The following is a 13,365-nucleotide window of genomic DNA, read 5'->3' on the forward strand; positions in this document are numbered from 1 at the left end:
CTTAGGCCAAGACGGCCGGAAAGGACTTGCCGCTTTCGGGCGAAAGCCAGGTGATGCGCTTTTGGTCGAGCTTTAGGCCGATCGTCTCGCCGCTCTTCACGGTCTCCGAAGCCGGCAGGATGACGCGGACCGGCTGGTCATGGATCGACCCAGTCAACAGCAGATGCGAGCCCATCGGCTCGGCAACGCGAACCCGCATTTCGAGACCCTGCGGCAGCGGCGCGAGTTCGACGGCCTCGCCGCGCAGGCCGAGGATGATTTGATCGCCGGATTCCTGCGGCGCCACGAGCCGTTCCGCGCCTGCCGCCACCTGGCCGTTCGAAACCGGCACCTGGATGAAGTTCATCGGCGGATTGCCGATGAAGCCGCCGACGAACCGTGTCGCAGGGTGATTGTAAATCTCGACCGGATGACCGACCTGCTCGACCACGCCGCCATGCATGACGGCGATGCGGTCGGAAAGGCCCATCGCTTCCGTCTGGTCGTGGGTGACATAGATTGTCGTCGTGCCTGCCGATTGCAGCACGGTCTTGAGTTCGGTGCGCATTTCGAGACGGAGCAGCGCGTCGAGATTGGAAAGCGGCTCGTCCATCAACAGAACCTTCGGTTCGACGGCAAGGGCGCGAGCGACCGCCACGCGCTGGCGCTGGCCGCCGGAAAGCTTGTTCGGGTAGCGGTCGAGATATTGCTCGATATGCAAGAGGCCGGCCGCCTTCTCGACCTGCGCCTTCACGCGTGCGTCATCGGCCTTCTGCATCCGCAGCCCGAAGGCGACGTTCTCATAGACCGTCATATGCGGAAAGACCGCATAGTTCTGGAAGACCATCGCAAGGCCGCGATCCTTGGGAGGCAAGCCGATCACCGACTTGTCGCCGATACGGACATCTCCCGATGTTGCCGTCTCGAGGCCGGCGATGATGCGCAGCAGCGTGGTCTTGCCACAGCCGGACGGACCGAGCAGCGAGACGAATTCGCCGTCGTTGATCGTCAGCGAGACCTCTTTCAGCGCCTGGAAGGCTCCGAAGCTCTTGCGGATGCGGTCGATGACAATATTGGCCATATCTCTGGTCCCGTTACTTGGAGGAAATGCCCCAGATCGCGAAGAGGTAGCGCCTGACCGCGAAGATGAAGACAACCGAGGGAAGGATGAGCATCAGGCCCCCGGCAAAACGATAATGCATCGGGCTTTCCGACAGCACGGTCAGCAAGTAGGCGGTCAGCGTGCGATTGCGCACCGTCAGCACCGAAGCGGCAAAAACCTCGTTCCAGGAGATGACGAAGGCAAAGACCGCGGTTGCGACGATGCCGGGAAGCGCCAGCGGTGCCACCACCTTGAAGAAGGCCTGGATGCGGGTGCAGCCGAATACCCAGGCGGCTTCCTCCAATTCCCTGGGCACACCGAGGAAAATCCCCTGGGTGACGAGTGCCGCGAAAGGCAGCGCCAGAACCGTATGGATCAGGCCGACGCCGAGGATCGTATCGTAGAGGCCGAGCCGGATGAAGGAGACCGTCAGTGGCAGCGCCAGGATTGCCAGCGGAAAGGCGCGGGTCAGCAGCACCAGAAGCCGGTAGCTGTCCTTGCCGTGGAAATCGTAGCGGGCGAGCGCATAGCCGGCCGGCGCGCCGAGCAGGATCGAAAGCGCGACCGTAATGCCGGCTGCCCCCAGCGAATTGAGGAAGGATTGCACGACGCCTTCGGTCTTCAGGAAGAGAATGAAGGGCTCCAGCGACAGACCAGTCGGCAATCCCGTCTTCGGCCAGACATAAACACCCTGGCGGCCGCCGAGTGCGCCGAGCGCCACCAGATAGATCGGCACCAGCACCCAGGCGCAGAGGGCGGCGATGCCGCTCCAGAGCAGCCAGCGCCGCGAGGAGACGAAGCCAGCGGCGTGGCGGGTGTCCGCGGCCGTGTTGACGATATCCGTGGTCATGGCAGGCGCTCCGGATCGACCTTCAAGGCTTTGAGATAGATGAGCGTGGCGGCAAGCGAGATGATCATGATCAGCACCGCGTAGGCGGCGGCGACGCTGTAGTTCTGGTTCTGGTTCTGCCAGTTATAGGCCTCGCCGACGAGAACCGGGAAATTGCGTCCGCCGAGCGCATAAACCACCGCGAAGACCTCGAAGGCGAGCACGGTGCGCAGGATGAGCGCCGATTGCAGGGCGGGGCGGATCAGCGGCAGGGTGATGCGCCAGAAGCGCGTCCACGGACCGGCGCCGAAGATTTCGGCGGCTTCCTTGAATTCCTTCGGCACCTGGTTGAGACCGGCGACGATGATGACCATGACGATGGCCGTGCCGCGCCAGATTTCGGCAACCGCAATCGCGAGGAAGAGCGCGACCGGCGTCTGGTAGGAGAGCCAGCTTGCCTGCCTGCCGATGATGCCGAGGCCGAAGAGCAGCGAATTCAGATAGCCGGTATTCTGCAGGATCGACAGCCAGACGAGACCGGCGGCGAGATCGGAAATGCCGAGCGGGATTGTCCAGATCCACAGGATCGTCTCCCGCCCGCGGCCGATCTTGGCGACCATCGTGCCCATGGCCAGCGCAATGGCGATCTGCACCGGCACGACGGCGATCGTCAGCAGGAAGGTATTCTTCACCGAACGGGTGAAATTGATGTCGGTGACCATGCGCTCGGCATTGGCGAGCGATGGCGCGCCATTGTCCGACACCGCCAGCCAGACCGTCTGCACCAGCGGCACGACGAACAGCAGCGCCAGAAAGGCGACGGATGGCAGGATCAGCAGATAGGGGATCCAGGGTCGGCTATTGGTCATCGGCTCCCGCCTCGACGAGCAGAATGGTGAAAGAGCGCCCGGGCATTCCGCCCGGACGCTTGCTACGTGGATTTATTGAACCGGGCAGGGGCCATCGCTCTTGGCATCGGGCGCCCAGCAGGCAGCCTTCGTGTCGGCCATCAGCTTGGCCATCGTGGCGCCCTGCGCCTTCAGCACGTCTGCAACGGGCTCGTTCTGCAGCACGATACGCTGAAAACTGTCCATGTAGACCTTGTTGAACTCGCCGCCCTTGTCGCCGAGACCGACCGGGAGCAGCGAAATGATCGCGTCCTTGGAAGCCTGGGTGGCGGTGACCGCACCGGCAAGCAGGGCGACGCCGGCATCGAGATCCGGCGGCAGCTTGACATTCAGCGTCGGGAAGAAGCCGACCTTTGAGGCGGTCAAGAGCTGCGTGTCCGGCGTGGACAAGTGCTCGATGATCTTTTCTGCGCCGGCCTTGTCGGGCGCGCCCTTCGGAATGGCGAGACCGGCAACGACTGGCATGTAGCCGCGACCCTTGGGACCGGCGGGGGCGGGGAAGACGACATAATCATCCGGTGCGGCAGAAATGGCATTCTTCAGGCGGGCGATATGGTCCCAGGCGACCATGACTTCGCCGGCGGCGAGCGGCTCCTGCATGAAGTCGTAGCTGGTCGAATTCGGTGTCACATGGGCCCACAGCGCCTTCAGTTTCTCCCAGCCGGCGGCAGCGTCGGCACTCTGGAAGGTGCGCACGACACCGCCCGTGAAGGAGGGGTAGAAATAGCCCTGGAAGTAACGCGCCATCAGCCCCTTCGGGCCGGCCGGGAAACCGATCTGCGGCTGGCCCGTCGCCTCCTGCATATTCTTGCCCCACTCGATCAGTTGATCGTAGCTCAGCGCGTTCACGTCCGCGCCATCAGGCAGGTATTGCAGGGCTTCCTTCTTGGCAGCCATCACATAGGTTGCCTGCATCCACGGAATGTACTGCTGGGTTGATTTGCCGAGCTTACCGAGGTCGAGCAGCGACTGCGGCATGCCGCTCGCTGCCAGCTTCTTGGCAAGATCGTCGAGCGGTTCGAGCGTGTCCTTGTCGGCAAGCGGCGAGAGTTCGCCATGCAGCGCACCGACCAGGCTGACGGTGTGTTTGCCGGCCTGGCGTTCGGCCTCCATGCGCACGGCAAACTGTGGCGGCTCCTCGACTACGTAGTCAACCGGGCCGACGTCCTTCAGGAGTTCCTCGCGAACGACGGTCGCCTCCTCGATCGGACGAAGCTGGGTGGATACGAAAACGGTCTGGGCAAGCACCGGCGAGGCGAAGGCCAGCACGGTGGAAGCCAGAATTCCAAATGACATGATATGTTTCATCTTCTCCTCCTTCATTGTTCTTTGTTTGAGATGCACTGCTGTCTATGCCGCTCTAAGCGGACGGCGATGGCTGTCGCGATCGACGAATTCGATCGCGTGAAGTTCCTGAAGTTCTTCGGCAGGTTCGCCGGCAATGGCGCGCAGCAGCAGCGAGGCGAAGCTCGCGCCGAGGTTTTCACCGGTCATGCGCATGGTCGAGAGCGGCGGGCTGGTGAAGGCGCCCATCGGCAGGTCGTCGTGGCCGACAATGCTGATCTGGTTGCCGCCATCGACCTCGCGCAGCGCGCGGAGTGCCCCGATCGCCATTTCGTCGGTGGAGCAGACGAGTGCGGTCGGACGCGACGGTTGGCGCAGAAGTTCGAGTGCTGCGAGATAACCGCCCTGTTCCAGCGGTGCGCCTTCGGCGCAGAGGTCGGTCGCAAGGCCGCATTCCTCCATCGCCGCCCGCCAGCCGCGGCAGCGGTCATGTGCGAAGTAATATTCCTGCGGGCCGGCGACATGGCCGATGCGCCGGTGGCCGACGGCATGGAAGCGCAGCGTCGCAGCCCGGAAGCCGGCAAAACCGTCGCCGTCGATATAGGGATGGGGCAGCAGGCTTTCCGTGCGGCCGTTGGTGACGAAGGGGATGCCGCGCGACTGCAGGAATTCGACGCGCTCGTCCTTCCGCTTGGTGCGGACGAGAAGCATGGCATCGACGCGGCGGCCATCGACGAAGCGCCGGCAGATGTCGAGTTCGCTCTCGCCGCGCGGTACCGGCGCAATCACCAGATTGAGGCCAGCAGCAGCAAGATGTTCGGCGCAGCCGGACAACATATCGAGGAAATGCGGAGGGCCGATATGGCCGGGATCGCTCGGCAGCGTGACGGCGACGAGCTCGGCGCGTTGTCTGCGCAGGCGGCGGGCCGAAGCATTCGGCCGGTAGCCGACCTTGTCGGCGGCCTCGCGAACCCGCTCGCGCGTGGCAGCCGACACATCGGCATAACCGTCGAGCGCACGCGACACCGTGGTGATCGACAGTCCCAGCGATTGCGCGAGCTGTTTGAGATTGGCCAAAGATCTTCCTCCCGAAAGTGAGAAAAGGATTCTCCAAAACGTTTTGGGAGTCAAGCCAAAACGTTTTGGAAATCCTGCGATTCCCTCTGGCTGGGTAAAAGCGCGGGAGCTGCAGGAGACAGCTGAGAACGCTCAACGCAGATTGGGAGGGACCACTATCTTGTGTATCTGGATACGCTCCGGAAGTTCGCACAGCAGTTCTGCATCTCGCGCCAGATGATGAACCTGCTCCGGATCACCTTTCGTAAACGCCGTCATCGATTCCATGTCGGCCCAGTAGGAGATCGTCGTGAACCATGTTTCATCCTTTCGATCTTCGCGCAGCAATTGGACGCCGATCGCCGTCTTTAGCAGCGGCGGAATTCCCTCAGCGCGATTGTAAGCTTCATATTCATCAGCAAATTCCGGCTTCGTACGACCGCGCCAGATACGGGCGATAGTTGGAACTTTCGTCATGTTCTGCTCCCCGTGAATGTGAATGAGGCAGGCCGACAGGCGAGGACGTCCGCCTCAAACGGCATGGCATCGTGGAACAGGGCTCCAAGCCCTGCCAAACCGAGGCGGTTATGCGCCGGGCAGGCGCCAATCCGGGCATCACACCCGTTCACAGCCCGGAACGGCTGTTCCACGAGCAAAAGGAGATGAGTCCCACGATCGATTATTCAAGGCCTGCGTGCCGATCGACCCTGCCTCGGGTCTGGACTTTCTAACTCCGCTTCGAGGCTCGGTCGCTGATGGCTCGCGAGGTGCGTTCATTCGATCAAAATCTAATCAACGGCGTAACCTGATTTGAAAGTCGGTTTGGTACGGAGAGTCTCCTTCCGGGAAGTGACGTCATGATCCTTGAGTTGCAGAATGCCATTCTGGAAATGATTGCCAAAGGGGAACCGCTGGCAGCAACGATCGAGCAACTTTGCCTCAAGGTTGAGGCCGCCGTTCCTGGGATCATCGCTTCGGTGCTGACGTTCGACGGCAGCCGTCTTCACACACTTGCTGCACCCTCCCTTCCGCCTGATTATTCAGCGGCCGTCGACAATCTTGAAGCCGGTCCTCTTGCGGGCTCCTGTGGCGCTGCTGCCTATTTCGGAGAAGCGGTCGTTGTCACCGATATCGAGACCGATCCTCGTTGGCAGGACTTCAAGTCCCTGGTCCTTCCGCTGGGGTTTAAGGCTTGCTGGTCCAGCCCGATCAAGCGTGGCGAGCGGGTGATCGGTAGCTTCGCCTTCTACTATCGAGACCACCGCGGTCCAAAGGCCCTCGAACGAGACCTCGTCGAGGCTTGTGTCCATCTCTGCACAATCGCCATCGATCGCGAAGAGCGGGTGATGGAACGTCAGCGGCTGACATACAGCGACGCCATGACGGGACTGTCGAATCGCGCTCGTTTCAACCAGCTTGTCACCGAAGAGCTGCCTCGATCCCGGCGCGCCTGGGGCATCTTGCTTGTTGACATCGACAACTTGAAACTCGTGAACGACACGTTCGGGCACGCAGCCGGCGACGCATTGATCCAAGTGGTTGCAGACCGGGTCGCTACGACGGCAGGCTTCAAAAACACCTTTAGGCTCGGTGGAGATGAGTTTGCTGTCATTGTGTCGGACGCTAAAGACCTTGATCTGAATGCGAGAGCATCCGACATCCTCAAAGCACTGTCTTCTCCTTCAACGTGCGACGGTCATGTCGTCTTTCCCGCCGCCACGATTGGCGGCGCGTTGGCGGAGACGGAAACAAACCCTGACCAGACCCGTCAGAACGCCGATGTGGCGCTCTATCATGCGAAAGAACACAATCGCGGCCGCTACGTGCAACACTATCCCGGCCTGGGCACCGCCCTGACCAGACGCTTCAGGGCGGTTCGGGACGTGGGCGTCGCCCTGGAAGACGATCGGATCGACGCGCACTACCAACCGATCTTGCGCCTGGATACGCGGGAAATCGTCGGTTTCGAAGCCTTGTGTCGAATGACCACGCCTTCCGGCGAAACCATAGCTGCAGCGCATTTCCATGAGGCGACGAAAGACGCGCATATTGCTGCTGAGCTCACTCAACGCATGTTGGTCAGGGTTGCAAGGGACATCCGGAGCTGGCTCGCCCGGGGCCTTCCTCTCCAGCATGTCGGCATTAACCTGTCCGCCGCAGATTTTCGTGGCGGCAATCTGCAAGACAGGCTGTGCCGAATTTTCGCGGAGGCGGAGGTTCCTCTCAAGCACATCATCCTCGAAGTGACGGAATCGGTTTATCTCGGACAACGGGACTACGTCGTAGCGGACGAGATAAAGGCTCTTCGGTCCAAGGGCTTGCGGGTTGCCCTCGACGACTTCGGCACGGGCTACGCGTCTTTGACCCATCTGCTGACGGTGCCGGTCGACATCATCAAGATCGACAAGTCCTTCATCGACCGCATGGTGCCGGGCGACGCTGGGACCTTCATCGTCGAGGGCCTGATCGGAATAGCTCACAAGCTGGGAATCCGGGTCGTCGCGGAGGGGATTGAAACAGAACCCCAAGCTGTTCAATTGAGCCAGCTCGGCTGCAAGCTCGGACAGGGCTATCTGTTTTCGAAAGCAGTCGATCGAACGGTTGCTGCGGCCATTTTAGAGCAGCATGGACAACGGCTCAACCAAGACAAGACCCGTGCCGGAGCCCTATAGCCTGAGCGAGGTTTTCGCGCTCGGGCCAGCCCCGGATATCTGAGACAACGCTTGAGTACCAAGATCATTTTGAACGGATCAGAGATGCGAAAACGGATACATGTCAGCCAGCTGCGGGTCGGAATGTATGTCGAGGACGTCGAAATCGAGGGAGAAGACAGGACACGCCGGTTCAAGCCTTTCCTGATCTCGGCCGCCGGTCAGGTCGAGAGTTTGATGGCAAACCGCCTGATGACTGTTGTTATCGACGTCGGAAAAGGCGCGGATGTCGACCCGGGCGGGGCACAGGACATCGACCGGACTGCGTTTGAGGCCCAGCTTCGCGCCGTGTTTTCGGCAAAGGATATCAAGCAGGCGAGGGAATGCGTCGAGGATACAAGACCGCAGATCCGTCAAATGCTTGCCCACGCCAGGATCAAAGCCTCTTTCGCCAGTGATGCGGCAAGCGCAGCTGTCGAGCGGATCATGTCGGCAGCCTTCGACAATGCCGGTGCGCTGATCGCAGTCGCAAAGCTGAAGGAAAAGGATGAGCTGACGTTCCTCCACTCGCTGGCGGTTAGTGCATTGATGATCACCCTAGGGCGCAGCCTCGGTCATGGAGAAGAGGAGGTGCGGGTATTGGGACTGGGTGGACTGGTTCACGATCTTGGAAAAATGGCGCTGCCGGACGACATCTTGACGAAACCCGGCAAGCTGACGGCCGAGGAAATGGATCTTGTCCGCGGGCATCCTCAGCGGGGATATGAGCTGGTTTCCCATGTCGCGCATATCCCGAAGCCGGTGCTCGACATTTGTCGCTACCACCACGAAAAATTCGATGGCTCGGGCTATCCTGGCCGGCTCGCCGGAAAGAAGATCCCTTACGTCGCCCGGCTTGCGGCGATTTGTGACGTTTACGAAGCGCTGACCACGATCAGGCCGTATAAGCGCGCCTTCTCGCAAGCAGAGGCGATCAACATGATGATGAATTCGCCGGGCCATTTCGATAGCCAGCTTCTTTCCGCATTCGTTTCAAAAATGGTGATCAGCGGCACGCTCCACTAAAGCCGTACCGCGGTCGCACTGGGGGAACATGGTCAGAAGTGATTTCTGTTGGCGGGGGCGATCTTGCGTTCCGCGATCATCGTTGGTGGCGCGATCCTCATACGCCCCTCCGATTTTGATCGGTGCCTGGCGGTGATTTCCGCCGAGATCTGTCACCGGGACCAAACGGCGACGCTTGATCCGCGTGAGGTCGACGCGCAAGCGGCATGCATCTGCTCGGGCAATGAGCCGAGATAGGTAAGCACCCAGAGCATCTGTTAGGGCGCTGGAGTGTTCTTGGAGTTCACCGCTTCCCGGAAATGACGGGGGGTCGTGCCCGTTCGCTCCTTGAAAATCTCATAAAAGCGACTGCTGGAACCAAATCCGCAGTCAAAACCGATCTGGAGGACCGGATCGTCCGTGTCCGTCAGTAGCTGCATCGCCCGGGCAATCCGATGTCGGGTCAGGTATTCGTTGACTGATATTCCCAGAACCTTTCGGAAGGCGCTGTTGGCTGTGCTTGGATGCATGCCTGCGAGTTTTGCGAGATCGGGTACGCCTACTGGATCTGCGTAGCGGGAATTGATGAGGTCGATCAGCAGCTCAACGTGTCGCACCGCCTGGCCGGCCAACGATGTCGGAGAGACATGGGTTGGCGAATTGTCGCTTTCAGCATTGTCCAGGATCAGACGTCGAATTCGCAGTCGAACCTCCTCCACGACCAATTTCCGTCTGGCCGCACTGCCGCACTGCCACTCCTTTTCCCATCGTGGGACGGTCAAAGCATCCATCGTTTCTTGATTTCCCTGCGCCAGAAATCTCCCCTGCATGATCGACTGCCTTGCCTTTCTGTCCACCGGCAGACCCAGAAAATCGACAAGGGGGAGATAGAGGCACACCAGCGGCGCGTTTTCGGCAACAGCGATCGTCTGATGGGGAATCGCGGCCCAGAATAGAACGAGGCGGCCGGCCTCAACCTGTTCCCGCCTTCCATTAAAAAGGTAGGTCATCTGGCCTGCCATCAGCAGGTTTAATTCAACGTGGTCGTGCCAATGCGGCGCGGCCATCGCATCAGCGATGTGACGCTCAATCAGGAACTCCCCTCGGGATCCAATCCATTCGCCGCGGCTTTGGGTATGTTTCATGTGTCTGAGACTCGAATTCCGGAATTATTACGCCGATACCGGGAAGAAGTTCTGATCTAGAAGGAGCAATAAGCAATCACAACCGATGGGGAGATTGCAATGCCGAAGATTTGCCTAGTAGGTGCTGGTAGCACCGTTTTTGCACAGAACATTCTGGGAGACGTCCTGTCCTCGCAGAGAGGCGGCGACTACGTCATCAGCCTCTTCGATATCGATCCCGAGCGACTGAAGACCTCAGAGATCGTTGCTCGCCGAATCTGCGAGTCGCTTAAGCTTTCAAACATCAGGATAGACGCCACGCTCGACCGGCGGGAAGCGCTGCGCGGTTCCGATTTCGTCATCCTCATGATGCAGGTCGGTGGCTACAAACCGGCGACCGTCACGGACTTCGACATTCCCAAAAAATATGGCTTGCGTCAGACGATCGCCGACACCCTTGGCATCGGCGGCATTTTCCGCGGTTTGCGGACGATACCAGTCCTTGAGGCGATCTGCCGAGACATGCAGGAGGTCTGCCCGCAGGCTCTTCTGATGCAGTACGTCAACCCGATGGCCATCAACTGCTGGGCGATCAAGGATCTGGCTCCGGAAATCCGCACCGTCGGCTTGTGTCACAGTGTGCAGCACACAGCCGGGCATCTCGCGCAATGCCTCGGCGAGGACATTGCCGACGTGAACTATGTTTCGGCTGGGATCAACCACGTCGCCTTCTTCCTGAAATATGAGAAAATTCATAGCGACGGGCGGCGGGAAGACCTTTATCCGAGACTGAACGCTCTCGCCGCCGATGGCCGCGTTCCACCCGACGATCGGGTGCGGTTCGATGTTCTCAAACGGCTCGGCCACTTCGTCACCGAATCCAGCGAGCATTTCTCCGAGTATACCTCCTGGTACATCAAGGAGGGACGAGGGGATCTGATCGATCAGCTGAATATTCCGTTGGACGAATACATCCGGCGCTGCGAGGTGCAGATCAAGGAGTGGCATGCCCTGCGCAAGGAACTGGAAGGCGACAAGCCGATCGAGGTGTGCCGCAGCAATGAATATGCGGCCGGCATCATTCATGCCGCGGTCTCTGGCAGCCCGGCGCTGATATACGGCAATGTCCCAAACAACGGCCTGATCGAGAATCTGCCCGATGAATGCATCGTGGAAGTGCCTTGCCATGTCGACAGAAACGGAATTCAGCCGGTCCGGGTCGGTCGGATCCCCTCTCAGCTTTCCGCCGTCATGAACTTGAGCGTTTCCGTTCAGCAGTTGACGGTCGAGGCGGCTCTTACAAGAAACCGCGAGCGCATCTACCAGGCCGCTCTGCTCGATCCGCATACGTCCGCGGAATTGTCGCCAGACCAAATCTGGAACCTTGTCGACGATCTGATCGACGCGCACGGCGATTTGTTGCCGAGATATCAGTGAGATCCCGCGGGTAAGCCAGCCACAAGCACTGGCGCGGATGGCAGTTCATTCGTTTTAGACGCGCCGTGAATTCACGGCGCGTCTTTTTTCATATCCGGATTTCAGCCAATAAATCAAAAAACGTCAGCAAATTGATTGACACTGATCATTTGAAATGAAACCATGATCGAAATTGGGATCGGCCGTGAGGGAGGTTTTCGTTGAGCCAGGCAGTTGGAGTGAAGGTCGATCGACTGGATGCCATTCGCAGCCACCTCTACGCGAACGGCTTTTCGACCATTCAGGCGCTTGCCGATGCGATCGGAGCATCGCTTGCCACGGTTCGTAGAGACCTGCAGATCCTTGAGCAGGAGGGCGCCATTGATCGCGTGCATGGTGGAGCGCGCATTGCCGAAGGATCGTCGGTTGAGGTTGCATTTCAGGAGCGCGAAAAACGCCATCTATCGGCCAAACGGGCAATTGCCACCGCGGCCTACGACCTGCTTCATCCGCGTACGGCAATCTTTCTCGACGCGGGAACCACCGTCCTGCAGCTTGCGCGCCTCGTTCGCATCAACCCCATGCCGCTCAGGATATTCACCAACGGCCTGACGGTAGCGCAGGAATTCCTGAATATTCCGAATTTGGAGGTGGTGCTTCTCGGCGGTCAGCTGCGCAGCGAAAATGCGTCGCTCGTCGGACCTCAGGCGGAGGCAATGCTGGAAACTTTATGGTTCGACCAGCTCTTTCTTGGCGCCAGCGCCATCAGCTCTGACGGTGCGATCTACAGCGTGGACAGTGCGGAAGCGAGCCTCAACCGGCGCATGCTGGCCCGGTCGGCCAATCGTTTCGTCCTGGCCGATTCCTCGAAATTCGGAACCACGGCGACCTACAAAGTCGCGCCGCTGGACACCGCGAAAGTCATTACCGATTCCGGGCTTTCGCGGCATTGGCGTGACGAGCTCGTCAACTTCGGCGTCGACGCAACAATCGCGGATCTGAGGGCGAAAGAGTGAGCGACGCGCTGATCCTCGGCATCGACGGTGGCGGAAGCAAGGTGCTGGTTGCCCTCGCGGACAAGCGTGGCCGGATATTGCGGCGTTCCCGCGGCCATGGCGTCAATCCCATGGACAATCCGAATTGGCTCCACGAGCTGGAGCAGCATCTCCTTCCCTTTCGCGATGAAGGCAATCTGGCGGCCGTCGCCGCAGCGCTGCCCGCCTACGGCGAGGTTGAGCGCCTGTCGGCTCTACAGCGCGATGCGATCGAGCGCCTGTTCCCGAACGTCCCCCGGCGCGTCCTCAACGACGTCGACGCGGCGCACCTCGGTGCTTTTGCGGGCAAGCCGGGTATCCTCATTCTTTCCGGCACGGGTTCGATGGCATGGGCGCGTAATTCCTCAGGCCGGTCGGCGCGCACTGGCGGCTGGGGAGATCTCATCGGTGACGAGGGCAGCAGCCATTGGATCGGGCAGAGGGCGCTCAATCTCGTCAGCCAAAGCTTGGACGGGCGTGCTCCGGCAACGGCTCTTGCAATGGCCCTGTTTGATCACCTTCGCATCGACTTGAGCAATCCAATGAATGGGCTCGGCGATTGGGCCAGCTCCCTGGCGAACCCACGGGCGGACATTGCAGCAATTTCGACCCTCGTCGATCAGGTCGCACTTGGCAGCGATAAAGGGGCGGTCGGGTTGATCGAGCAGGCGGCCGATGAACTCGCGAAGCATCATGCGACAATTGCCGGCCATTGTGATCCGGATGCCGACTGGACCTATGCCGGCGGTACTTTTTCGAGCCGACTTCTTTTGGAGGCGCTTGAACGGCGAATTGGCAGGCCTCCGGCTTTGCCGAAACTTCCCCCGATTGGCGGCGCGCTCCTGGCTGCCGCCCAACTTCTCGACTGGCCGTTAGACGACGGCTGGTTCGGGCAAATCGTGGCCACGGCCGAAGGCGGTGACTGCGCATCCCAGTAA

The 13,365-nt window shown here is 60.2% G+C and carries 12 protein-coding genes; 5 read left to right on the plus strand and 7 right to left on the minus strand.

The features are described 5' to 3' along the window. Nucleotide 1: 1 nt before the first annotated feature. From GFM02_RS02785 to GFM02_RS02810, 6 genes are all read right to left on the minus strand, one after another. Nucleotides 2-1,060, minus strand: a complete 1,059-nt coding sequence (locus GFM02_RS02785) for an ABC transporter ATP-binding protein (RefSeq protein ID WP_168267590.1) — start codon at nucleotides 1,058-1,060, stop codon at nucleotides 2-4. A 13-nt stretch (nucleotides 1,061-1,073) separates the two neighbouring features. Next, nucleotides 1,074-1,931, minus strand: coding sequence for a carbohydrate ABC transporter permease (locus GFM02_RS02790; protein WP_168267588.1), 858 nt, complete (start codon nucleotides 1,929-1,931; stop codon nucleotides 1,074-1,076). After that, complete coding sequence (locus GFM02_RS02795; RefSeq protein ID WP_168320716.1) at nucleotides 1,928-2,779, minus strand: carbohydrate ABC transporter permease; 852 nt, start codon at nucleotides 2,777-2,779, stop codon at nucleotides 1,928-1,930. The genes GFM02_RS02790 and GFM02_RS02795 overlap by 4 nt, the downstream gene beginning before the upstream one ends. Nucleotides 2,780-2,851: 72 nt before the next feature. Beyond that, complete coding sequence (locus GFM02_RS02800; protein ID WP_168267585.1) at nucleotides 2,852-4,126, minus strand: ABC transporter substrate-binding protein; 1,275 nt, start codon at nucleotides 4,124-4,126, stop codon at nucleotides 2,852-2,854. A 42-nt stretch (nucleotides 4,127-4,168) separates the two neighbouring features. After that, nucleotides 4,169-5,179, minus strand: a complete 1,011-nt coding sequence (locus GFM02_RS02805; RefSeq protein WP_168267583.1) for a LacI family DNA-binding transcriptional regulator — start codon at nucleotides 5,177-5,179, stop codon at nucleotides 4,169-4,171. Between the two features lie 132 nt (nucleotides 5,180-5,311). Next, nucleotides 5,312-5,635 carry an antibiotic biosynthesis monooxygenase family protein gene (locus GFM02_RS02810; RefSeq protein WP_020046948.1) on the minus strand — a complete coding sequence of 108 codons (324 nt, stop codon included), beginning with the start codon at nucleotides 5,633-5,635 and terminating at the stop codon, nucleotides 5,312-5,314. A 380-nt stretch (nucleotides 5,636-6,015) separates the two neighbouring features. Between GFM02_RS02810 and GFM02_RS02815 the strand changes: the two genes are divergently transcribed. Together GFM02_RS02815 and GFM02_RS02820 are read left to right on the plus strand one after the other, a co-directional pair. Beyond that, a complete protein-coding gene (locus GFM02_RS02815; protein ID WP_168267581.1) occupies nucleotides 6,016-7,830 on the plus strand; it encodes a putative bifunctional diguanylate cyclase/phosphodiesterase in 1,815 nt (604 codons plus the stop codon). Between the two features lie 84 nt (nucleotides 7,831-7,914). Next, nucleotides 7,915-8,874 carry an HD-GYP domain-containing protein gene (locus tag GFM02_RS02820; RefSeq protein ID WP_205930132.1) on the plus strand — a complete coding sequence of 320 codons (960 nt, stop codon included), beginning with the start codon at nucleotides 7,915-7,917 and terminating at the stop codon, nucleotides 8,872-8,874. A 257-nt stretch (nucleotides 8,875-9,131) separates the two neighbouring features. Here GFM02_RS02820 and GFM02_RS02825 read toward each other — a convergent pair whose 3' ends face one another. Continuing rightward, on the minus strand, nucleotides 9,132-9,998 hold the full coding sequence (locus tag GFM02_RS02825) for a helix-turn-helix domain-containing protein (protein WP_168267577.1): 867 nt from the start codon (nucleotides 9,996-9,998) through the stop codon (nucleotides 9,132-9,134). A 99-nt stretch (nucleotides 9,999-10,097) separates the two neighbouring features. Between GFM02_RS02825 and GFM02_RS02830 the strand changes: the two genes are divergently transcribed. The 3 genes from GFM02_RS02830 to GFM02_RS02840 all read left to right on the plus strand — a co-directional run bounded on the left by GFM02_RS02830 (nucleotide 10,098) and on the right by GFM02_RS02840 (nucleotide 13,365). After that, nucleotides 10,098-11,414, plus strand: coding sequence for an alpha-glucosidase/alpha-galactosidase (locus tag GFM02_RS02830; protein ID WP_168320717.1), 1,317 nt, complete (start codon nucleotides 10,098-10,100; stop codon nucleotides 11,412-11,414). A 200-nt stretch (nucleotides 11,415-11,614) separates the two neighbouring features. Beyond that, nucleotides 11,615-12,409, plus strand: a complete 795-nt coding sequence (locus GFM02_RS02835) for a DeoR/GlpR family DNA-binding transcription regulator (protein WP_011649031.1) — start codon at nucleotides 11,615-11,617, stop codon at nucleotides 12,407-12,409. Beyond that, nucleotides 12,406-13,365 carry a BadF/BadG/BcrA/BcrD ATPase family protein gene (locus GFM02_RS02840; RefSeq protein WP_168320718.1) on the plus strand — a complete coding sequence of 320 codons (960 nt, stop codon included), beginning with the start codon at nucleotides 12,406-12,408 and terminating at the stop codon, nucleotides 13,363-13,365. The genes GFM02_RS02835 and GFM02_RS02840 overlap by 4 nt, the downstream gene beginning before the upstream one ends.

The sequence above is a fragment of the Rhizobium leguminosarum bv. viciae genome, assembly GCF_012276115.1.
Classification (GTDB): domain Bacteria; phylum Pseudomonadota; class Alphaproteobacteria; order Rhizobiales; family Rhizobiaceae; genus Rhizobium; species Rhizobium leguminosarum_T.